The following is a 21209-nucleotide window of genomic DNA, read 5'->3' on the forward strand; positions in this document are numbered from 1 at the left end:
CCTGCTGGATCTGGACACGATCGAGCGCGACAAGCGGAAGCTCGCTCTCGATATCAAAGTCCATACGGACACGGCGCCGCGTAGCTTCCTCGGCCATCAGGTCACGCGCTTCGGCAATGACGCTCGGGATCGGTGTGCTGGTTCTCATTTCAAGGGATGGTCTGAACAAGGCGCGGATGCGGCCCACGACATCGGCGGCGGAGTTGGCGTCCCGGATGATGCGCTCGGCCGTGGTCTTCGCACGAACGACGTTAGGGGGCTCGGCGGCCAGCCAACGGTAGCAGGCGTGTGAGTTGGCCACAATGGCCGCCAATGGCTGGTTCACCTCATGCGCGATAGACGCCGAAAGCTCAGCAAGGCTCGCCGCCTGGCTCGCCCGTGCAAGACCCTCTTGCGCCAGACGCAGCTGTTCTTGCGTCCGAACCTCACTGTCAATGTCCAGGCAGATGACATTCCACTGCACAATGGCGCCCTCGGTGTTGCGCATCGGCGCCGCGCGCGTGTCGACCCAGAGATATTCGCCATCGAAGCGCCGCAGACGGTGCTTCCGCGAGTATGGCTCGCCGGTGGATAACGAATGGGCGTACTGCTCCTTGACTCCCGCGACGTCGTCGGGATGAACGCCAGCGTCGAGTGTGCCGGCCAACCGGGACTTTCCCGCGCCGTCCAATTCTTCAAGGTTGTATCCGAGGAATTCGCGGAGCTGCTGGCTGCGATATATCGGCTCACCATCGGGCGCGGCGCAATCGATCATTACGGGCAGCGTTTCGACGAGCTGCCAGAGCGAGCGTTCCCTTTCTCGCAGCGCTTCCTGAGAAATCATAAAATCGTGGATGTCGACGTTGGCACCGTACCACCGGATTATGCGACCACTCTCATCGCGAAGCGGATCCGCGCGTCCCTCTGTCCAGCGATATGAACCATCCCATCGACGGTTACGAAACTTCAGCTCGAACGGTTCACCCGTGCTGAAGGAATGGGTTAGGGCTCCCAGCAAAACGGCCCTGTCATCCGGATGGACGATGGTTTCAATGGCGCCCGGCAATCCTGCCTGAGCATCAAAATATTCCAGCTTCAGACCGATATAGTCCACCATGGTTTTGTTGATGTATGCTGGCTCGCCGCCTGGCGTTACGCACCAGATCTGCGTTGGCACCGTGTCTATGAGCTGCTGAAGCTGCCGCTCGCTGCTTCGCAGCGCCTCTTCGACGCGTAGCTGATCGTCGACGTCGTGTGAGAGGCCGTACCACTGGACGATGCGTGCGCTCTCATCCAGCAGTGGCTCCGCGCTGCCTTCCACCCAGCGGTACACGCCATCACCACGCCGCAGGCGATACTTCTTGGAGAAGCGCTCGCCAGTGACGAAGGAATGGTTGAGCGCTTCCCTAAGGCTGTTCGCATCATCGGGATGGACGGCGGCTTCTATGATGGCTGCCAGCCGGCTCATGCCCGGCTTGTCTGCATCTGCTTTGTCCAGGCCGAGAAAATTCACCAGTCGCTTGTTGAAGAAGGTCGGCTCGCCCTCCGGGCTCAACCGCCAGAGCAGGCTCGGAACCATATCCACGAGTTGCGAGAGTTCCCGCTCCCGGTCGCGCAGCGCTTCCTGCGCGCGCATCTCATCGTCGATGTCGATAGAAATTACGAACCATTGCACAATCACTCCGCCTTGATCCCGCACCGGCTCGGCGCGGCCATCAACCCAGCGATACGCGCCGTCCCCACGACGCATACGATACTTCATGGAGTAGGGCTCGCCGGTAACGAGGGAGTGGCGGACTGCCTCCAGCAGGCGGGCTGCATCTTCGGGATGGACGAGAGACTGTATGGCTGCCGCCAGCCGGCTCATGTCCGGCTTGTCCACTTGCGCTAGGTCGTTCAACCCGACGAAGTCAAGCAAGCGCTTGTTGAAGAAGGTCGGCTCGCCTTCGGGCGTCAGACGCCTTATCTGGACGGGGACCATGTTCACGAGCTGCGAGAGTTCCCGCTCCCGGTCGCTCAACGCTTCCTGTGCGCGCACCTCATCGTCGATGTCGAGAGAGACTCCGTACCACTGCACAATCGATCCGTCTTGATCACGCCGGGGCTCCACCCTGCACTCCGCCCAGCGATAAGCGCCATCTTTCTCAAGCCAACGAAACCGCATCGCGGAGCCGCCGCCGATTTCGAAACAATTCCGTAACGTGCGCTGCACCTCGGGAGCATCGTCGGGATGAATCAGCTCTTGCAGCAATTTTTCGATGCTCGGCTCCTCGAGAGCGTCGAAATTCGGGATAACGGAACGGAAATGGTCCTGGTATCGCTTGTTGAAGTAGACCGGCCCGCCCGCAGGGGTTGCGCTCCAGACGCGGACCGGCACGGCGTCGATCATCTCCTGAAGCTGCCGCTCGCTCCGCCGCAGCGCCTCTTCGGCGTGCATCTGATCGTCTATGTCGTGGCAGAGGCCGTACCACTGGACGATGCGTCCGCCCTCATCCCGCATCGGCTCCGCGCGGCTCGACATCCAGCGGTAGACGCCGTCGGCGCGGCGCAGGCGACACCTCATGGAAAACCGCTCGCCGGTGACGAGGCAGCGGTTTAGGGCGTCCCTAAACTCCGCTGCGTCGTCCGGATGGACGGTCTCTATGACCGCATCCAGTCGGCTCATGCCCGGCTTGTCCGTGTCCGCTACGTCCATACCGAGGAAATCGACCATGCGCTTATTGAAGAAGGTCGGCTCGCCGTCGGATGTTAGACGCCAGACGTGGCTCGGAACCATGTCCACGAGCTGCGAGAGCTCCCGCTCCCGGTCGCGCAATGCCTCCACGCTTTGCCGCAATGTGCGCACCGCCAGCTGGTGCTGCCGGGATATGGCGGCCACGATGAGCGCCGAAAATGCCGAGATGGCCAGAAAAAGCTGCAGCATGACCTGCCTGTGCCTCTGGGACTCGGGATCGCCGGCAAATTGGCTGGCGCCGGATATTGTAAATACCGCCGTAATCAGAGCGAGGAGGATCAAGGAGACGGCAGCGCCTTTGAATTCAAAGCGCACTGCAGCCCAAAGTAGAGGCGGCATGATGATGTAGGCGAAGGGCAGGTAACCGCTCAGGGAAAGGGCAGCGACACCAAGAAAGATCAGCCCCAGGACGCAAACTTCCATCCACAGCGCGGCCGAGAGCTCAGCCTTGCCGCGCCAGTTCTGGAACACGACCAGCGCCAGTGGGGCCACGATCAAGACTCCGGTGGCGTCTCCGATCCACCATAGAGGCCAAGCCGCCGCGAAGGTTTGCGATTGTATGCCAAACCACGCAAGTGTCGCGCTTCCTACCGTCGCGCTTATAACCGGCGCAATTCCAGCGCCCACTACGACGAACGCGAGAACTTCCTGCAAGGTGTCCAGCCGAACCCGCTGCCACAAGGCCCGCTTTACGAGCCATGCCCCGGCGGCCGCTCCAAGAGCGTTGCCGGCATAGATCAGGAAAGCCGCAGGCAACGGGCTGTGGAACCACAAGAAATTACTGAACAGTTCAGCCAGACACCCCGCCAGCACCCACCACGGCCAGCTCTGCCTGGGGGCGAAGACAAGCGTCGCGATGAAAAGCCCGCCTGGAGGCCAAATGGAAATGCCTGTCCCAGGTACGATTGCGAGCGATTGGGCAAATCCGCAGCCCAAGACATATGCCGCAAAAAAGAGTCCCAGGTGCAAGAATCGGGGGCGGTGCGACCAGACGCACATCATCGGCTGCTCCTACCGCACAAAAGCTCGGGACCGTCGGCGCTTCGTATAGCACTACTTCTGAACATCTGGCTGGCAAAAATCACGCCCTAAGATCTGGGCTGGCGAACTCAGTTCCCCTACTCTAATTCCGCCATGCCCCAGCCGCACCTCATGGAAATCCATGCATTGCCCTGGCAAGTGGCCGCCGCGCCCCTCTGCGGAAATGCCAGAGTAGGCCGCGCTCCCTGCAAGCCACCTTCCGCCCTTCTGCTTCCGCCGATACTGCGTCGGCTCTACATCGCCCGCGACACCGATGCCGCGGGCGCTTCACCAGAAGTCGACCCAACCCGTGATGATTGCCAGAGCCTCTTCCAATTTCGCGAGCGTGCGCGGCAGTCTGGTCGCACCGCGGCGGAAGACGAATACATAATCTACCCTCGGGCGAACTCGGGTATCTGGAACCGCCGCCGGTAGGCACCTGGCGTCATCCCGGTAGTGCGCTTGAACAGCCGGCGGAAGAACGCGGCATCCTCATAGCCAACGCGCCAGCTGATCTCGTCGACGGGCGAACTGGTACGCTCCAGCCTGCGTTTGGCGTCCTCGATGCGCAGGCGCTGCACGTAGGCTATAGGCGCAAGGCCCGTCGCGGCGGCGAAACGTCTTTTGAAGGTACGCTCGGCGAGCTTCGACCGCCTGATCATCTCGTCGACCGGATTGGCAACCGAGAAGTGGTTCGTCAGCCAGGCCTGCGCGCTCTGGATCTCGGCGTCGCCGTGGTCGCTCCTGCCCTCGAAGATAATGTAAGGGGCCAGTCCGTCCTGATGCCATTGCAGCGCGAACATGCGCGCGACTTCCTGCGCGACCGTGGCGCCCACGTGATGGGCGATCAGATAGAGCACCATGTCGTGCCAGGTATTCGACGCGCCTGAACTGATCAGGTCTTCGCGCAGACCAGAGATCACCAGCACACGCTCGGGATGGATCGGCACGGCCGGGAAGCGGGCCGCGAACTCGTTCGCGTAGCCGAAATGCACAGTGGCATCCTTGCCGTCGAACAGTCCCGTTTCGGCCAGAAGGAAGACGCCCGAACAGGCGGAGCAGAGCCGCGCGCCGCCATCGTGCATGCGCTGGACCCAGTCCACCAGACGCGGGTAGCGACCCGTTTCCCATCCAGCCGGTTTCAGCAGGACAGACGGGACGATGAGGATGTCGCACGCCGCGACATCATCGATCGCACACTGCACGTAGATGGGGACGCCGCTGGCAAGCCGTAGCGCTCCTGCCTCCTCTCCGACGATCTCCACCTGAAAGGGATGCTCGGCCCCGGGGCTAGCGATCCCCATCATCGAGACCCCGTTCATGACGTCGTAGATGCCTGCCAGCGTCGAGATGACCGCATCCGGCAGCGCGACGAGACAAACCCGCAGCGGTGCCGACCGAATTGGTTTCGCCTGTTGGGTCATAGCGACCTTTCACGCCGCGCCACGAAAATGCGCCCGACATGGCACGAAAGGACCGATTGCGGGCGATAGCGGCTCTGTCGCGCAGCCTGCCGAAAGACCTACACCACAGTCGCTTCTGAACACAACTCAAGCATTTGAAGGAACAGCAGGATGCTGGACATACAAAAAATCGACGAGGCGAGGCTCGAGGCATTCGCCACACGGGCAATTGGCGACCTGACGGCCGGTTATACCGGGGTGATGGTCAGCCTGGGCAGCAAGCTCGGCCTCTATCAGGCAATGGCTGGGGCCGGCCCACTGAGCGCGAAGGAAATTGCCACGCGGGCGAACTGCGCCGAGCGCTACGTTGCCGAATGGCTGAACGCGCAGGCGGCCGGTGGCTACGTCGCCTATCACGGGCTGAGCAACACATATGAGCTCCTGCCGGAGCAGGCGATGGTGCTGGCAGATGAGGACAGCCCAGTCTACATCCCGCACGCATGGAATGTGCCGGCGTCGATGTGGTTCGACGAGGCGAAGGCCTTGAATGCATTCCGCACCGGCAAAGGTGTGGCCTGGGGCGAACATGACGGACGGCTCGCCTGTGGCTCGGCCGCTTTCTACCGCAACGGCTACCGCGCCAGCCTGGTGCCGCAATGGCTGCCAGCGCTGGAAGGCGTCGTCGCAAAGCTCGAGACGGGCATAGCGGTTGCCGATGTCGGTTGCGGCCATGGCCATTCGACGTTGCTGATGGCCCAAGCGTTCCCGAACTCGCGTTTCCACGGGTTCGATACGCATGCCGCCTCACTTGACGAGGCACGGCGGAATGCTGCGGCGGCGGGCGTATCCGACCGCATCGACTTCGCGCTTGCAAGGGCCGACGATTATCCGGACGGCCAGTACGGCCTGATCTGCTTCTTCGACATCCTCCACGATCTCGGCGATCCGGTCGCCGCCGCTCGCCATGCGGCCAAGGTGCTGGCGCCCGGCGGCACGGTGCTGCTGGTCGAGCCGTTCGCCCACGACCACGTGAGGGACAACCTCTCGCCGGTGGCGCAACTTTACTACTCGGCGTCGACAATGATCTGCTGCGCGCACGCCATTTCCGAGGGCGGCAACATGGTGCTCGGGGCCCAGGCGGGACAAGCGCGCCTTGCCGAGGTGTTCCGCAAAGCAGGCTTCACGCACTTCCGCCGCGCCGCCGAAACCCCATTCAATCTCATCTTCGAGGTACGGCGTTGAGCGCCGCATCCCGTCGTATCGACCACGAAAGACACGACCCATGAGAAAGACATTCGTAGATGTGGTGCTGGCCGCAGCCGCGGCAATGCGCACCAGGCGGCAGACGCGCCGCAACGCAAGGATGCTTCAGCACCTCTCGGATGCGCAGCTCAAGGACACCGGCCTGACTCAATCTGGCGCGTCCACAGCGCCGGGACGGGACCGTTCGACCGCTGACCGGCGGTCCGACCTGACAAGCTCAATCTCCTAATGCAGCCGACCCAAGATCCGGGCGGTTCCTTCTTCGCGACGTGAAGGGCGCGCGAGGCAGTCAACCTTTTCCTTCGATCAGACAGTGAAAGACAGGAAGACGAAATGAGAAAGACCTTTGCAATCGCCGCACTTGCCGGCGCAACCCTGATGGGTGCCGTTTCCTTTGCCGCGGCGCAGGAACTGCCTTCAGTCGAGAAAGCCTACAAAGAGATGGAGGCGATCTTCGGCGTGGTGCCCACGCACATGAAAGCTTATCCCAAGTCGGCGATCGCCGGCGCATGGGCCATGACCAAGGGCCTCGAAATCGACGGCGACAACGCGCTGGAGCCTAAGGTCAAGTCGCTCATCAACCTGGCGGTGGCCGCGCAGATTCCATGCCGCTACTGCACTTGGTTCGAGACCGAGATGGCCAAGGCCCACGGCGCGACCGACGAAGAGGTAGCCGAGGCCGTGACGCAGGCGGCTTATGTCCGCCACTGGAGCACGGTCCTCAACGGCCTCCAGATCGATCTCGAGACCTTCAAGACCGAACTCGGCCCCAAGTGATCGCATACTGCGCCCGGCTCGATTGCCGGGCGCAGTATGCCCAGGATCGAATCGTAGTGGTACCCAATGGAAATCCTCATCAACGCGGCGAACATCCTTTACGTGACGGCCTACTTCACGATGGACATGTTGCGCCTGCGTATCCTCACGGTGACGGCGGCGACCTGCCTCGCCGTCTATTTCTACAGCCAGCCGGTTCCGATGCTCAATGTAGTCGCCTGGAACGTGTTCTTCATCATGTTGAACCTGACCCAGATCGTCCGGCTCGTGTGGGCCAGATACCGAAACGGGCGGATTGGAGCGTGATCGCCCGGCTTGCCACGACGTACGCTTCGTCCCGCAAGGCCGACATAGACGATACTTGCACGAGCTTCCGCCCTCCACCAAAGCCGCAACGCAACATATTCGGTCTTATGACCAGCGGGCTGGTGACCGAACGTGCTCGATACGTTGATGACCGCCCCCTTCGCCGCTGCCAGATGCGGAAGCGCTGCCGCCGCCAAAAGGCTTGGACCAACGACATTCACGGCAAAGATGTTCGTGATCTGCTCAGTGGTAGCATGACTGCGCCGCCGGCTCTTTCGAGTAGGCGGAGCAGTGCTTCTTGTACGAGCTGAGCTGGGGGTGGTGCCCAGGCTTTAGTCGCCGCTGGGTGTCGTCAGTTCCGTTTCGTCGGTATCGAGGACAAACACGGCCAGCAGCCGAGCGGGCTCGGTTGCGCTGGCGTTTTCGCTGACACCGTGGCGGTCGCCGGGGAATTCCGAAAAGCTCTCGCCGGCGCGATAGGTCGTTACCGGCCCATCGTTGACCTGGCTGCGGATCGCCCCCTCGAGAACCGTGGCATAAATGAATGCCGAGTTGGGATGAGTATGCGCCGCCGAAGTGTCGCCGGGCTCATACTCCACAAGCACGGCGCGCATGCTCTTGCCCGGCACGTTGGGCAGCGGCTGGTCATAGACCAGAGTGACTTTGTCGGCGGCCAGTGCGCCGGACGCGAGGGTGGTTGCCAGGGCAACGGTGCAGAGGATGGTCCTAATCATGGTCTTGGCTCCAGTTTTGCGGTTGAGGATGGATTGGGCGATCGCCGGCCGTGGGCAGGCCGGTTGCGAAGGTGGCGGCAAGGCGCCCGCCAAGACATCGCGGCGTAGTGCTCCAGCGGGAGAGGAAAGTCGTCTTCATCGTTTCGCTCCTTCGCGTTTGAGCTTTAGGCCCGCGCGACATCTTGGCGACGCGCGGGCCTCGGCGGAGGCTGATCAGTGCCGTTGGGGCGAGGCGCGGGCGAGCCAGTCTTCGAAGCGCACTGCGCCGATACGCGGCTGGCCACCGGGGACGAGCGAGCCGTCGTCCAGCTCCGTACCGAAATAGAGCGCGTGAGGATCCGCGATCACCTGGCGCGGATCATTGGTCGCTTTCAGGAATCGCGCCACAAGTTCGTTGAAGCGCACCCGCTCTGGCCCGGCAATCTCGATCATGCCGTTGGCCGGCGTCGCAAGCGCGACGTCCGCCATGACATCGGCGACGTCGTCAGACGCGATCGGCTGAAAAGATACGGATGGCAGGTGGACGGCTTCTCCGACCATTGACGACTGGGCGATGCCGCCCAGGAACTCGAAGAACTGCGTCGAGTGAACAAGCGTGTAGGGAATCCCGGAGCTCCTGATCAGGTTCTCCTGGGCCGCCTTGGCGCGCATATAGCCACTGTGCGGCAGGCGCTCGGTCCCTACTACCGAGAGCGCGATGTGGTGCTTCACACCAGCCGCCGCTTCCGCAGCGAGCAGGTTGCGGCCAGAGGTCTCGAAGAACTCCAGAACGGCCTTGTCCTCAAATGACGGCGAATTCGCCAGATCGATGACGACCTGCGCTCCAGCGAGGGCCTCGGTCAACCCCTCGCCGGTAATGGTGTTGACGCCGGTGTTCGGCGACGCCGCGAGCACTTCATGGCCCTTCTTACGCAGCCTATCGACCGTCTTCGAGCCAATAAGTCCGGTTCCACCTATGACGACGATTTTCATGTCACTCTCCTGTTCTGATTTCGAAAATGATCTGTTTGGAATACTGCCAACGGCTCCTCGGAGGCGCCTCGGCCGCATGCTGGGACTCGTCAAGGCGCGGGAGATGCCTCACCGAATACCGTTTTCGCTGCCTCCCCTCGCTCGGCCATGGACTGCACGACCGCCGACGTGGCCTTGCAGTCGGCCGAGCCATAGATCACGCAGAACGGAGGCGATCTTCTCGAGGAAATCGCTGAGAGGTCGGCCAGCGTGGCCCGGGTCACGGGGCGCTGCGGTGATGGTATTGCCACGAAGGTTCGGCGACGCCGCCACGACTTCGTGACCCTTCTTGCGCAGCCTCTCGACCGTCTTTGATCGGCTGTAACGGGTGCCGCCAATAACCACGATTTTCATGTCGATGTCCTCGTCGTCTCTATGAGATTTTGGACTTTGCCGAATCCAGCCGGCGCGAGGCGGTCAGTTCGTCATTGTGCCGATGCGGCTTCCTCGATGAGCGAGGCGACCTTGTCGGGATGCGAGACCATCAGGGCGTGGGAAGCGCCTTCGATAACCACGGTCTTCACGGCGTGCGCACGCTCGGCCATAAACTTCATGACCGCCGGCGGGATATTGCGATCGGCCGAGCCGTAGATCGCGTAGGACGGAATTGTCTTCCAGGAGGGGACGCCCGAGGCCTCGGCCAGCGCGGCTTCCGTCACAGGTCGCTGGGTTACCGCCATCAGGCTAGCCTCCGCCGTCGATACGTCGGCTGCGAACTGCTCGTGAAACTTTTCGGGCTGGATGTAGAGATCCTGTCCTCCACCAGGCAGTGCGACCGGCAGAAGCGCATTGCCCAGCGTGCTGCCTGGGAATTGTCCTGAAAGCGTGAGGCTGGATTCGCCGATATCCGGCGCAAAACCCGCTACATAGACTAGGGCCTTCACGTTCGCATTGCCGTTGGCGGCCTCGGTGATGACCGGTCCGCCGTAGGAATGGCCAACGAGCACGACGGGTCCGTGGATTGATCCGATGACGGCCGATACGGCCGCCGCGTCGCCTGCAACGCTGCGAAGCGGATTGGCCGCGGCGATGGCTGCATAGCCATCGCTGTTCAGCTCGGCGATGACCGCGTTCCAACTCGACGATTCCGCGAAGGCGCCGTGCACAAGCACGATCGTCGGCTTCGCATCGGGATCGGCTGCATGTGCAAATGTGTTGCTCGAGAGGGCAACCGCTATAGCAGCCGACAATATTCCGATGAGATTGCGCATCGTCTTCTCCACCAAGGCCGGGGGGTGGCCGGTGCGCAGAGAATGGGCCAATCCGGCGCACGAGCCTATTCTACGCAGGCATCTGTCGGGCGATGCTAAGGTGTAGGTCGACTGGGCGCGGTGATGGTGGAAAGTATCGAAGCGCTTGGGTCACAGCGTGCTTCGGGATAGGGCACCCGCCCTTCCGGTAGATAGCCGGTCGGCGCTGAAGACGGGCAGATGATTATCTGAACGACGGCGCGCATAAGAGCCGCGTTGCTCCAACGCAATCGGACGCCATGCAAGAAGCCCTAAATTCTCTGCAAGATCAGAACAGATCAAGCCGCCGCTCAGGTGGCCGGCCGTTTCATTAAGCTGGGCGAATCCACCGAGACTAAAGCAAAACTAAACCGCGGTATGGCTCGCCCTCACCCTCGATCCAATCGACCGCGAATGCCCGTCAAGATACCGTCTTCACACGACTAAGGTAGATCAATCCGCCTCCGCGGGACGATTCTGACGTGTCCCTTCATGGGCCGGTTCTTCGTCAAGCACCCGGAGTACGCCGATATTGTCGCTGGATAATTACGGGCGAAACTGTTTCTGCGTGGCAAGATTGGGATAAACCGAAATGCTGCTGGGAGGTCGCTATCGGGAATGCGTTGGCACACTGCAGCGGCTCTCGAACGTAAATGCTCGCGCCGTTTTTGGCGATGTCGACGCGCGGAAGTTGCACGTGTCACTGACGCTGTTTTCCGAAGCAAGCAGCGACGAGTTCCTGCTCGATACGATGTTCGACGTCTGGTTCGATGGTTTGCTCGACGAGAAGACCATGCATGAACTTGACGCCATGTCGCGCTAGTTCAATCTGCGCGACCGCCTGCCTGTCGAAGAGGAATGGCGGAAGGCGATGTGGCGGCAAACTACGGGCGGTGCGGAGGGAAACATCACCCGCCCGGACATCTCGAAATTCGCAAAAGCTGCGTCGTCCGGTGAGGCAAATTGCATGCCGAAGCCGGGCCAAGCTATTTGCGTGCCAGATCGAGATCCTCCGGCAGCGGGACGAATTCATCCTCCCCTGGCACACCTGGGAAGCGGCCTTCGCGCCAATCGGCCTTTGCCCACTCGATCCGCTCGGCCGAGGAGGAGACGAAGTTCCAATACATGTGCCGAGGTTCGGAAAAGGGCTCACCTCCCAGCAGCATCAGTCGCGCTGCGTGGAAGGCTGGCGCCTTGAGCACGATCTCAACGCCGGGTTCCAGCAGTATCAATTCCGCCTCACCGAACGAGCCAGACTGGCCCACAATTTCAACCTCGCCGGCGACGATGTAGATCGCACGCTCACGATGTTCGGGTTTGACCTGATAGCGGGCACCGCTCGTGAGCACGATTTCAGCGTAGACCATATCGGAGAAGGTTCTTACAGGCGAAGTTAACCCGTCGGACGCCCCGGCGATCAAAGTGAACTCAACGCCTTTGGCGCAAGTCCTGGGTATTTCGGGAGCTCTATAATGCGCAACTTCGGCCGCAATCTCTTCGTGCCCAGAGGGAAGGGCGACCCAGGCCTGAATACCAAAGAGATTGCTTCCCGACGCCCGGACTTCCAGCGGCGTGCGCTCGGAATGGACGATGCCGGATCCGGCCGTCATCCAGTTGACCTCGCCAGGACGAATGGTCTGCACTTTGCCGAGATTGTCACGATGGGTGATCTCCCCGTCGATCAGGTAGGTCACGGTCGCAAGGCCGATATGGGGATGTGGTCTCAAGTCGAGACCATGACCTGCGTCGAATACGATCGGGCCCAGACGATCCAAGAGTATGAAGGGCCCGATCATGCGCCCATGATCGGAGGGCAATGTCAGCCGTACCTTGAACCCATCCGCAAGGTGATGGACCCGTGGCAGAATGACTGTGTCGATAGCTGCGACATCGCTTTGGTGGGAGGTCATGGATATCTCTCCTCTTGCATGGCTTGGGCCGGGCGCTCAAACGCGTTTGAACTGAACGGCGCGAAATGCCGTCTGAATAGCTTCGAGCAGTGGGACCTCCTGGACGACAGCATCGCCGCAAGATCCTCGGCCATTTCAGGCCGGTCGGGCCGCAGAGGAGCGAAGCTTTGCTTGTCTATTTCGTAAACCATGACTTGGTTCGTGCCCGCAATGTCGGCATCTGATCAATTGAACGGTTAGGCTCAGTGCCGATCACGACCCAAGGCCATCTAGGTTTCCGGCACAGGACTCGCGCCTGCCCTTGCTCTTCTCGAGAACCGCTTCGGTTATCGAGTTCGGCAGCCGACGCGGCGTCTCGATCAGACCAAGCAGCGGCATAGCGATGATGAAGAACGCGAAATAGTAGAAGGTCGACACCTGCATGGCGGGTATGTACCAGCCCTCCGCCGGCTTTGATCCCAGCCAGCCGAGGAAGATCGCGTTGGCGACGAACAGGCAGAAGAGCCGCTTGTACCAGGGCCGGTAGACCGCCGAGTGCACTTTCGAGGTATCGAGCCACGGCACGAAGAACAGCACGGCGATGGCCCCGAACATGGCCAGTACGCCGCCGAGCTTGGAATCGATCGGTCCGATGTTGAAGGTGATGGCGCGCAGGATCGCGTAGAACGGCAGGAAGTACCATTCGGGCACGATATGGGCCGGTGTCTTCAGCGGGTCCGCGGGAGTGTAGTTGTCCGGATGCCCGAGATAGTTTGGCATGTAGAAGACGAAATAGGCAAAAACGAGCAGGAACATCACGGCCCCGAACACGTCTTTTATTGTGGCATGGGGCGTGAAATCCACGACATCGGTTTTCGACTTTACGTCGATACCCGTTGGATTGGTCTGGCCGACGACGTGAAGCGCCCAGATGTGTAGAACCACCACGCCGGCAAGCATGAACGGCAGCAGGTAGTGCAGTGCGAAGAAGCGGTTGAGGGTCGGATTGTCGACCGCGAAGCCGCCGAGCAGCAGCTGTTGAAGCCAGTCGCCGACCAGCGGTAGGGCGGTGAAGAAGTTGGTGATGACGGTAGCGCCCCAGAACGACATCTGTCCCCAAGGCAGCACGTAACCGATGAAGCCGATCGCCATCAGCAACAAAAAGTTGGTGCAGCCGAGCACCCACAGAAGCTCGCGCGGTGCCTTGTACGAGCCGTAATAGAGGCCGCGGAACATGTGGATGTAGACTGCGATGAAGAAGAACGACGCGCCGTTTGAATGCAGATAGCGCAACAGCCAGCCGGAATTCACGTCGCGCATGATCTTCTCGACTGAATTGAAGGCCAGCGTCGTGTCGGCCGCATGGTGCATCGCCAGCACGACACCGGTCACGAGCTGCGCCACCAGCAACATCGAGAGGATGCCGCCGAACGAATACGCGTAGTTCAGGTTGCGCGGGACGGGATAGGCGATGAACTGATCAAACACTACGCGCGGCAGCGGCAGGCGGGCGTCGAACCAGCGTCCGATTCCGGTCGTGGGCGTATAGGTCGAATGTCCACCGCTCATCACGCTGCCCCTAGTTCTCGAATCCTCGGCATCGGATAGTAGCCTCGCTGATCGCCAGCACCGGTCGAGCCGACTTTGTCGTGGGACGCCTCATTATGCCCTTCGCTCCTGGATGACCGCGCCGTGCGCATTCGGGCGTATCGGGAGAGGCCGATCTTGATCGCAACCAACACGGGAGCGGCGATTACAAATAGCAGGGCGATTGCGTTGAACGCTGTGTCGAAGGCGATCACGGTGGACTGACCTGCGACGACCCTGCCCAGCAGGCTTGTGGCTGCCCGGCTGGCGGCTGCGGCGTCCATTCCCCTTGCCGCCAGCATGGCTGTCGTCGTGGTCAGCCGCTCGCTTACCGCAGGGATGCCCGCGGTGACGTAGGCGCCGAGCACCGCGACATTGGCCGCGACATTATGATCGATCAGTGTCTGGAGCCCGGCGACTCCCATAAGACCGCCAAGCTGGCGACCTGTATTGAAGAGACCTATGCCGGACGCGAGATTTCGGCTGTTGAGGTTGCTGAAAGCGATCAGGGTGATCGACAGAAACAGGAAGCCAAGGCCCAAGCCGCGCAACAGGATGGCTGCCATCATGTCGTCTGCTCCACTTTCGCTGGTCGAGCCGGACAGCATCCACATCGCAATCATGATCATCAGGATTCCAAAAGGCACTGTGGCGATGGGAGGAACGCGGCGGACCTGCATGAGAAAGGCGGCGACAAGGAGCGCGCAGATGAAAAGTGCGCCACTCGGCAACAAGAGCTGGCCGGCGCCGGTAGGTGTGAACGCGAGTACGGACACGGCAAACGACGGAATCAGGAACACGCTCCCGAACAACGCGGCGCCGGCGACAAAACTGACAATAAAGGCGAAGGAAAAATCGTCTGACCGAAACGAGGTGAAATCGAGTAGGCCCTGGCCCCTGGCGATGACCTGTTGGCCGAGAAATGCCAGCAGAGTGGCTGCGCCGATCACTGTTAGCCATAGGATCCGAGGTTCCTCGAACCAGTCCCATCGGCTGCCCTGGCTGAAGACGTACGTGAAGCAAAAAAGTGTTACGGAGATTAGGGCGAAGCCGATCCAATCAAACGGACGGTGCGTGGTCTTAGCGTGCGTCGGACCATCCGCGATCAGCAGAAGCCCGGCGGCCGCCAGCGCCACCGGGACGATGCTGAAGAAGATCCATGTCCAGGATTGACTATCGAGCAGCCACCCTTGAAGGGCCGGAGCGATGGTGGCGGGGGCAACGACCGACCCCATTGCGAACAAGGCTTGAAGAATTGGTTGGTGGGATCGCGGATAGGCGAGAAAAATGACCGCCTGGCTCCCAACAAGCAGGATGCCTCCGGAGAAGCCCTGTATGATGCGCAGCGCAACCAGCAGGTCCAACCGAGCTGTGATGGCGGCCATGGCGCAGGCGGTGCCCATGACGAGGGTCGAGCCGATGATCAGGCTGCGCGGATTGATACGGTTCATCAGCCAAGGCGCGGCCATGAACCCGATAAGCTTCAGGGCGGTGTATCCGATGTCCAGCCAGGCGAACTCGTCAGGAGTTGCATAGGTGTCGCCGATGATATCGCCGCGCCCGAGTGACAGCACGGTGCTGGCGATCGCCTCCGTCAGCGTGGCAAGCACTATCCCCGCGACAAGAAGGGCTTCTGTCGTAGGTCTGTCGCGGCTCGACGTGGCGACGGCCGCGGTCATGAGCCGCTCGCTCGATCAATCTCGACACGCGCGGACAAGCCGGGCACCAGGCGGCCGGGCAACGGATTACTGGCAAACCGGATCTTCACCGGAACGCGCTGAACGACGCGAACGAAGTTGCCTGTCGCATTGTCTGTGGGGAGCAAGCTGAAGGAAGACCCACTGCCGGGCGCAAAGCTGTCCACCACGCCTTCAAACGTCTCGTTCGGGTAGCCGTCGATGGCGATACGGACGCGCTGACCGGGCAGGATATGTGCTAACTGGGTTTCCTTGAAATTCGCCACGACCCACACGTCGTTGACCGGAACGATGTCAAGCAGGGAGGCACCCGGCGCGACAAGCCGGCCGATGCGGACCTGGCGGTTACCAATGACGCCGCCGACTGGCGCGCGTACCACGGTGCTGTCGAGATCGATTTGGGCGAGATCGCGTGCGGCCTGTGCCTGCGCGACGGCGGCAACAGCGGCGTCGCGCTGGGTGGCAAGGACAGCGATGCGTTGCTGCTGCGCCTCTACGGTTGCCGACGCCGCCGATACGCCCGCCTCGGCCCTCGACCGCGCGGCGTCGCTTTCATCGACCTGGGCCTGGCTCACTGCGCTGCTGCGAATAAGTTCGCGGCGGCGGTCAGATGCCCGCGCCGCGAGGTTCAACTCGGCCACGTTCGAAAGTTTCTGGGCTTCGGCCTGCCGAATTAGGGCATGTTGAAGTTGGGTTTCGGCGTCGACATTGCCGAGGCGAGCCTGGGCGGCTTCGACATTGGCCACAGCTTGCGCGAGCCGTGCGCGGTAATCACGGTCATCGATCCGGAACAGGACGTCACCTGTTCGGACGGTTTGGTTGTCCTCAACTTCTACTGCAATGACGTAGCCAGCAACCTTTGGAGCCAGCGAGGTCACGTCTCCTCGGACATAAGCGTTGTCGGTCGACGTCTCACCGCTCGAACGAGTCCAAGCCCATCCCGCAGCCCCGATCACGAAGGCGCCGAGGCACAGCAGCAAGCCGATGATCTTCTTCTTGTTAAGCCGCGCCACGACGCCCTCCGGTAATGAGTATTACCATTGATGTTTACGGTAACATCCGTTACCAGTCAAGAGGGTGTATTGGGCACAGTGCGACCGGTCCTAAGCTGCAGGATGGCGATCGTCGCGACGCAGAGCCCAACCACGACGTGCGTCCACATCGGCGTCTGCGCCGATCCGAAGCCGAGCAGGAATGGAGCGATCACCGCCCAACAGCCCAGAGTGAGGTTGGACCATTCGGCCCAAGCCCCGTAGCGGTAGAGCGCCACAGCGGAGCAGCACACGATCAGCGTGCCGACGATCCCAGCGTTCCAAGCCGCGGCAGGCAGGCCGGCGAACATGAACGCAGCGCAGGCCAAGACTGCGCCAAGAACAAGGTTGGTCCACTCCAACCCTTTGCTTGGTACTTCATTTCTCATTTCATCTCCTTTTCAGTCCGTACCACCTCTCTCCATCAAGGCTGGGGTGACCGGTGCGAAGAGAATGAGACAGTCCGGCGCACTCGCCTATTCCACACAGTAACCAGTCGGGCGATGCTAAGGTCTAGGGCGGCTGAGCGCGGTGCTGGCGGAAGGTATCGAAGCGCTCGGGTCACAGTGCTTCGGCCGAGGAAATTACCCGTGGCAGGTCATCGGCTAAAAAACAGATAGAGCGGGATGTCCCCATTCAATAAGAATGCATCCCGCTCTAGAGATACGGCGAGGTTTTGGGCCGACAGCGGACTGGCATCTAAGAGGCTCGGATAGTCAGGAGCAGACGTTGACGCGCCCGGCGTGCATCGACGCGAACTGACCCAATTCACTCGTTGGCACTACACGCGAACCCGATGTCCGCTTCACTCCGAAAAACAAAACGGCGTGGGGACACCCTACATACCGCACATGACGCGCCGCACCTGCATGCTGCGGAGCACAAGCCGGTGCGGCGGGGACGCGAGATGATCGACCTGCTCGTGGTAGAGGAGCCGCCGGCGAAAATTCGGGCGGTGTCGTACGAGGCAGCGATCGACCAGTTGTTCAGACGCATGCGGTCGTCTAGTTCGGCCCTAACCCAACAAGCGGTCAGTACTCCCAGACGGCCGGTATGCAACGAAAGGCGTCGCCGTCGACCGCCACATGGCAGACGGACGGGAACGACAGGTGAGTGGCCACCAGCGGCTCGCGGGTCGCCGCCAGTTCCCGCAAAAGACTGACGCGGACGCGGGCCGCCTCTTCGGGGTCGTGTTCGAAGCCGTTGTGCCACTCGGGCTGGTCGAACCCGACCTGGAACACGGCGTCGCCGGCGAATGTCAGCCGGTCGCCGCCGGACGCGAGGCGGACCACGCTGTGTCCGGGGGTGTGGCCGCCAGTGCGACGGACGACTACCCCCGGCGCCACCTCGTACTCCTCGTCGAACGGCCGCAACTGGCTGTGGTATTCGTTCACGAACCGCTTGGCCGCCCGCCGAAGCGCGTCCGGGAACCCCGGCGGCATTAAGGCGCGAGAAAAATCGGGCGACTCCCAGAACTTGAGCTCGGCGGCTGCCACGTGGATCCGCAGATCCGGACGCAGCTGGTCCTTCACCCCGTCGACGAGCAGCCCGCCAATGTGGTCCATGTGCATGTGGGTAAGCACCACGTCGGTCACGGATGTGAGATCGATGCCGGCGGCCTCCAGTCGCTGGGCCAACCGCCCGGCCTGCGGCAAATGCAAGTCCGGGTCCGCCCCTAGCCCAGCGTCGACGAGTATTGTCCGGCCGCCGCTACGCACCACGACCACATTCAGCGGCCAGTCGAGCATTTCCGGCGGCAGGAACATGTCCTCCAGCCAGGCCGCCCGGACGGCCGGGTCGACGTTGTGTGCCATAACCGGGGCTGGTATCGGTAGCACTCCATCGCTGACCACCATTACGTCAATCTCGCCGACCCGCAGCGCGTAGCGCGACGGAACCAACTCATCGGATTCCAGTCTACCGGGGTGTGAGGTCTTGTCCAAGCTCATGTTTATCTCCTGCTGATCGCCTTATCCGCGGCCGTATCGGCCACCTGCGCCGCTGGCCCCCATGGGATGGCACGCGCCTCCATGGACAGCCACCTGGCGTCTGCGGAGGAGATTGCGCCGCCTCGGTCTACGCGACCATCGAACGGAAGTGTCGGTCAGGCGATGCGAAGGTCTATGGCAGCCCCGTTGCGAGCATGGGTGATCTTCCACAAACGTCAGAAGACGCCGCTTTGAGCAGCGAACAACGGCTGTCCTCTTGCCTGTCGGCGGTACACCCAGCGCGGGGAGATCCTAACCGGGGTATCAGTCATTCACGGCCTTGATGCAGTCGACTGAACGCGCACCCTCAACATAGCGTTCTCCCCATATCTCTGGTCAGCACGATGGTCGATCGAGCAAATGAGGAACACGGGCATGTCGCGCACCGACAGACAGTCCAGCACGATTAATGATGGCGCTACGCAATCGTCGCTTACCAGCTACTAAGCAGAACCGATGGGAGTGACCAATGTCCAAGACCATCATGCTTATCCATGGCGCGTGGCTGAACGCCCACAGTTGGGAAGGCTTCAAGGCCCGCTACGAAGCGAGGGGCTACACCGTCATCGCGCCGTCCTGGCCGCTCGACGACCGCTCTCCGGCCGAGCTGCGTGCGTCCCCGGACCCCGCTCTCGCCAAGGTCGGCATCGACGAAATTATCAATCACTACGATCGCCTCATCCGCGCCCAGCCTGATCGGACACTCGTGCGGCGGCACTATCACGCAGCACCTGCTTGACCGCGGGCTCGGCGTGGCCGGCGTCGCCATCGCCCCCGCGCCGACCTCCGGCGTGCTGGTCGGGTGGCAGACCCATCAAGTCGACCGTGTTCCTTTCCTGGGGCAGCTGGCGCAGCGTCATGACCATGTCGCGCAGGTTCTTCGGCACGCGCTTCGCACAGACTGCGCCGCCGGCACACTCGATGCCACTTACGACCGCTACATCGTCCCCACGGCCGGGAGGGTCTACTGGGACGGTCTGGTCTCAGCCGCTGGCAAGATCAGCTGGGACAACCCCGATCGCGCACCTCTGCTGCTCATCGGTGGCGGCATCGACCTCATTGCCCAGGCTAAAGATGACCAGGGCCATGTTCGAGAAGCAGAAGCAGGCGCCGTCGAATACCGAGCTCAAAATCTATCCCGACCGCTCGCACTGGACCTGTATTGAGGCGGGCTGGGCTCAGGTCGGGCTTTGCCAACTCGTGGCCCACGCAGACGTTCAACTGCTCGGACTAAATGTCTGAAAAGCGCCGCGCTGCGGACCAGCCTGTGAATTGAAAAGGTCGCGGGCAACGGTCTGTTGGGATCAGAGGAGGCCCGCGCCCCTGGGAGAAGGACGCGGGCTGTGATCGGCGGGGAGGATCCGATCTGGCAGCATTTGTCTGCGGCTGCAGAAGCCGAACTTTCGTCGCTGGCCTGTGTTCCACACGGAAAACAAAAAACCGCCGCACAAGGATCGGTGAAATAGGTGGCGTTGCTGCTCGGCAAGTCGCAGCAATCTTGCTAAGATCCGCAGTGGGAGGAGAGGGACATGCAATCGCTGCCGATAGCCCATCCAAGCGTAGCCAAGGCGACTGCCGGCGTATCGCTTCCTCTCGCCTATTCCACCGCGACGCTCTGCTGGCTCCTGTCCGCCGGCGTCTACATCGCAGCCAAGTGGGTTGCCCCCGAAATGCCGCCTTGGGCGCTCTGCTTCTGGCGGCTGGCGCTCGCCTGCGCGATCCTGCTGCCTATCGTCCATCGTCATCACGGGGCGATGCTCGTGCTGATCCAGTCCCGGGCGATCGAGGTGCTGGCCATCGGCGCGATCGGGCTGACCCTCTGTCAGGGCATGATCTACACGGGCCTCAGTTACACCGACGCGACGACCGCCGGCATCATCATGGCGCTGTCGCCGATCATGACCATGGTGCTTGCCCGCTACGTGCTCGGCGAGCCCCTCGGCGTCTGGAAGGCTCTTGGCGCGCTGCTCGCTCTGGTCGGGATGGTGGTGATCGTAGCGCGCGGCGACCTTACCGCGCTGATGCGGCTCCAGTTCAATCCCGGCGAGTTGTGGATCGTCGGCAGCGCGTTTTGCTGGGGCCTCTACACCGTGCTGCTGCGTCGCTCCAAATTCGCTATCGAGCTTCTGCCGATGGTGGTCCTGCTGCTAGGAGCCGGCGCGCTGGTCGCACTGCCCCTTTATCTCTGGGAGCTGTTTTCCGGCGAGCGTTCGGCGCTGCATGCGAACGGCCTTCTGGCACTCGCCTATGTCGCTGGTCCGGGCGGCGCTCTGATGTATTACCTCTACAACCGCAGCGTCGAGACGCTTGGTGCCGGGCGCGCCAGCATGCTGCTCTATCTGCAGACTGTCTTCGTCGCCGTGCTCGCTTATCTTTTCCTTGGGGAAAGCTTGCACGACTACGACCTCGCCGGCGCTGCCTTTATCGTCGCCGGCCTGCTGCTCGCCACCGCGATCAAGCCGAGGCAGCGCACGGTGCATGTCGCGTAGGGGAACATCCGCACAGCCGAACCCAAGACGGCGCTTAGCGATCAAGAGCCGAGGCGCACATCACGCCAGATA

Annotated in this window: 18 protein-coding genes and 2 pseudogenes; 7 read left to right on the plus strand and 13 right to left on the minus strand. The window is 61.8% G+C overall.

Features of this window, described 5'->3' with window-relative positions:
• On the minus strand, positions 1 to 3715 hold a 3715-nt coding region (locus ACWTU7_RS21775), incomplete at its 3' end, for a PAS domain-containing protein (protein WP_455846542.1).
• 410 nt (positions 3716 to 4125) lie between these two features.
• The gene (locus ACWTU7_RS21780) at positions 4126 to 5157 is read right to left on the minus strand and encodes a GlxA family transcriptional regulator (protein WP_455840186.1); all 1032 of its coding nucleotides are present in this window, start codon (positions 5155 to 5157) and stop codon (positions 4126 to 4128) included.
• A 150-nt stretch (positions 5158 to 5307) separates the two neighbouring features.
• Between ACWTU7_RS21780 and ACWTU7_RS21785 the strand changes: the two genes are divergently transcribed.
• From ACWTU7_RS21785 to ACWTU7_RS21795, 3 genes are all read left to right on the plus strand, one after another.
• Complete coding sequence (locus ACWTU7_RS21785; RefSeq protein ID WP_455840187.1) at positions 5308 to 6378, plus strand: class I SAM-dependent methyltransferase; 1071 nt, start codon at positions 5308 to 5310, stop codon at positions 6376 to 6378.
• Between the two features lie 354 nt (positions 6379 to 6732).
• Positions 6733 to 7176, plus strand: a complete 444-nt coding sequence (locus ACWTU7_RS21790) for a carboxymuconolactone decarboxylase family protein (RefSeq protein WP_455840188.1) — start codon at positions 6733 to 6735, stop codon at positions 7174 to 7176.
• 66 nt (positions 7177 to 7242) lie between these two features.
• Positions 7243 to 7482, plus strand: a complete 240-nt coding sequence (locus tag ACWTU7_RS21795) for a hypothetical protein (RefSeq protein WP_455840189.1) — start codon at positions 7243 to 7245, stop codon at positions 7480 to 7482.
• Positions 7483 to 7631: 149 nt separating this feature from the next.
• On the opposite strand, the pseudogene ACWTU7_RS21800 reads toward ACWTU7_RS21795, so the two are convergent.
• The 5 genes and pseudogenes from ACWTU7_RS21800 to ACWTU7_RS21820 form a co-directional block, all read right to left on the minus strand.
• Positions 7632 to 7703, minus strand: a pseudogene (locus tag ACWTU7_RS21800) (hypothetical protein); the annotation flags it as partial.
• Positions 7704 to 7814: 111 nt separating this feature from the next.
• Entirely contained in the window at positions 7815 to 8216 is a 402-nt protein-coding gene (locus tag ACWTU7_RS21805; protein WP_455840190.1) for a cupin domain-containing protein, read from the minus strand.
• A 213-nt stretch (positions 8217 to 8429) separates the two neighbouring features.
• Positions 8430 to 9188 carry an SDR family oxidoreductase gene (locus ACWTU7_RS21810; protein ID WP_455840191.1) on the minus strand — a complete coding sequence of 253 codons (759 nt, stop codon included), beginning with the start codon at positions 9186 to 9188 and terminating at the stop codon, positions 8430 to 8432.
• A 273-nt stretch (positions 9189 to 9461) separates the two neighbouring features.
• Positions 9462 to 9581 (minus strand): annotated as a pseudogene (locus ACWTU7_RS21815) (NmrA family transcriptional regulator); the annotation flags it as partial.
• Positions 9582 to 9652: 71 nt separating this feature from the next.
• Entirely contained in the window at positions 9653 to 10438 is a 786-nt protein-coding gene (locus ACWTU7_RS21820) for an alpha/beta fold hydrolase (RefSeq protein ID WP_455840192.1), read from the minus strand.
• A 610-nt stretch (positions 10439 to 11048) separates the two neighbouring features.
• Between ACWTU7_RS21820 and ACWTU7_RS21825 the strand changes: the two genes are divergently transcribed.
• A complete protein-coding gene (locus ACWTU7_RS21825; RefSeq protein ID WP_455840193.1) occupies positions 11049 to 11279 on the plus strand; it encodes a DUF1810 family protein in 231 nt (76 codons plus the stop codon).
• A gap of 163 nt (positions 11280 to 11442) precedes the next feature.
• On the opposite strand, the gene ACWTU7_RS21830 is transcribed toward ACWTU7_RS21825, so the two are convergent.
• The 6 genes from ACWTU7_RS21830 to ACWTU7_RS21855 form a co-directional block, all read right to left on the minus strand.
• Complete coding sequence (locus tag ACWTU7_RS21830; protein ID WP_455840194.1) at positions 11443 to 12366, minus strand: pirin family protein; 924 nt, start codon at positions 12364 to 12366, stop codon at positions 11443 to 11445.
• A gap of 252 nt (positions 12367 to 12618) precedes the next feature.
• Positions 12619 to 13914 (minus strand): cytochrome b, encoded by a 1296-nt coding sequence (locus ACWTU7_RS21835; protein ID WP_455840195.1) that lies wholly within the window; start codon positions 13912 to 13914, stop codon positions 12619 to 12621.
• Positions 13914 to 15611 carry a DHA2 family efflux MFS transporter permease subunit gene (locus tag ACWTU7_RS21840; protein WP_455840196.1) on the minus strand — a complete coding sequence of 566 codons (1698 nt, stop codon included), beginning with the start codon at positions 15609 to 15611 and terminating at the stop codon, positions 13914 to 13916. The genes ACWTU7_RS21835 and ACWTU7_RS21840 overlap by 1 nt, the downstream gene beginning before the upstream one ends.
• A complete protein-coding gene (locus ACWTU7_RS21845; RefSeq protein ID WP_455840197.1) occupies positions 15608 to 16642 on the minus strand; it encodes an HlyD family secretion protein in 1035 nt (344 codons plus the stop codon). The genes ACWTU7_RS21840 and ACWTU7_RS21845 overlap by 4 nt, the downstream gene beginning before the upstream one ends.
• Positions 16643 to 16698: 56 nt before the next feature.
• The gene (locus ACWTU7_RS21850) at positions 16699 to 17049 is read right to left on the minus strand and encodes an SPW repeat protein (protein ID WP_455840198.1); all 351 of its coding nucleotides are present in this window, start codon (positions 17047 to 17049) and stop codon (positions 16699 to 16701) included.
• A gap of 642 nt (positions 17050 to 17691) precedes the next feature.
• A complete protein-coding gene (locus tag ACWTU7_RS21855; RefSeq protein WP_455840199.1) occupies positions 17692 to 18609 on the minus strand; it encodes an MBL fold metallo-hydrolase in 918 nt (305 codons plus the stop codon).
• A 508-nt stretch (positions 18610 to 19117) separates the two neighbouring features.
• Between ACWTU7_RS21855 and ACWTU7_RS21860 the strand changes: the two genes are divergently transcribed.
• From ACWTU7_RS21860 to ACWTU7_RS21870, 3 genes are all read left to right on the plus strand, one after another.
• Positions 19118 to 19387: a hypothetical protein gene (locus tag ACWTU7_RS21860; RefSeq protein WP_455840200.1), complete on the plus strand. Its 270-nt coding sequence runs from the start codon at positions 19118 to 19120 to the stop codon at positions 19385 to 19387.
• A 13-nt stretch (positions 19388 to 19400) separates the two neighbouring features.
• Positions 19401 to 19814 carry a hypothetical protein gene (locus tag ACWTU7_RS21865; RefSeq protein WP_455840201.1) on the plus strand — a complete coding sequence of 138 codons (414 nt, stop codon included), beginning with the start codon at positions 19401 to 19403 and terminating at the stop codon, positions 19812 to 19814.
• A gap of 363 nt (positions 19815 to 20177) precedes the next feature.
• On the plus strand, positions 20178 to 21137 hold the full coding sequence (locus ACWTU7_RS21870) for a DMT family transporter (protein ID WP_127211736.1): 960 nt from the start codon (positions 20178 to 20180) through the stop codon (positions 21135 to 21137).
• The last annotated feature ends 72 nt before the right edge of the window (positions 21138 to 21209 follow it).

This window comes from Mesorhizobium sp. BHscii, assembly GCF_053848065.1.

Bases quoted from the DNA above. Each gene is read 5' to 3' on its own strand.
- ACWTU7_RS21780 (WP_455840186.1), bottom strand. From the start codon at position 5,157: ATGACCCAACAGGCGAAACCAATTCGGTCGGCACCGCTGCGGGTTTGT.
- ACWTU7_RS21785 (WP_455840187.1), top strand. From the start codon at position 5,308: ATGCTGGACATACAAAAAATCGACGAGGCGAGGCTCGAGGCATTCGCC.
- ACWTU7_RS21790 (WP_455840188.1), top strand. From the start codon at position 6,733: ATGAGAAAGACCTTTGCAATCGCCGCACTTGCCGGCGCAACCCTGATG.
- ACWTU7_RS21795 (WP_455840189.1), top strand. From the start codon at position 7,243: ATGGAAATCCTCATCAACGCGGCGAACATCCTTTACGTGACGGCCTAC.
- ACWTU7_RS21805 (WP_455840190.1), bottom strand. From the start codon at position 8,216: ATGATTAGGACCATCCTCTGCACCGTTGCCCTGGCAACCACCCTCGCG.
- ACWTU7_RS21810 (WP_455840191.1), bottom strand. From the start codon at position 9,188: ATGAAAATCGTCGTCATAGGTGGAACCGGACTTATTGGCTCGAAGACG.
- ACWTU7_RS21820 (WP_455840192.1), bottom strand. From the start codon at position 10,438: ATGCGCAATCTCATCGGAATATTGTCGGCTGCTATAGCGGTTGCCCTC.
- ACWTU7_RS21825 (WP_455840193.1), top strand. From the start codon at position 11,049: ATGCTGCTGGGAGGTCGCTATCGGGAATGCGTTGGCACACTGCAGCGG.
- ACWTU7_RS21830 (WP_455840194.1), bottom strand. From the start codon at position 12,366: ATGACCTCCCACCAAAGCGATGTCGCAGCTATCGACACAGTCATTCTG.
- ACWTU7_RS21835 (WP_455840195.1), bottom strand. From the start codon at position 13,914: ATGAGCGGTGGACATTCGACCTATACGCCCACGACCGGAATCGGACGC.
- ACWTU7_RS21840 (WP_455840196.1), bottom strand. From the start codon at position 15,611: ATGACCGCGGCCGTCGCCACGTCGAGCCGCGACAGACCTACGACAGAA.
- ACWTU7_RS21850 (WP_455840198.1), bottom strand. From the start codon at position 17,049: ATGAGAAATGAAGTACCAAGCAAAGGGTTGGAGTGGACCAACCTTGTT.
- ACWTU7_RS21855 (WP_455840199.1), bottom strand. From the start codon at position 18,609: ATGAGCTTGGACAAGACCTCACACCCCGGTAGACTGGAATCCGATGAG.
- ACWTU7_RS21860 (WP_455840200.1), top strand. From the start codon at position 19,118: ATGTCCAAGACCATCATGCTTATCCATGGCGCGTGGCTGAACGCCCAC.
- ACWTU7_RS21870 (WP_127211736.1), top strand. From the start codon at position 20,178: ATGCAATCGCTGCCGATAGCCCATCCAAGCGTAGCCAAGGCGACTGCC.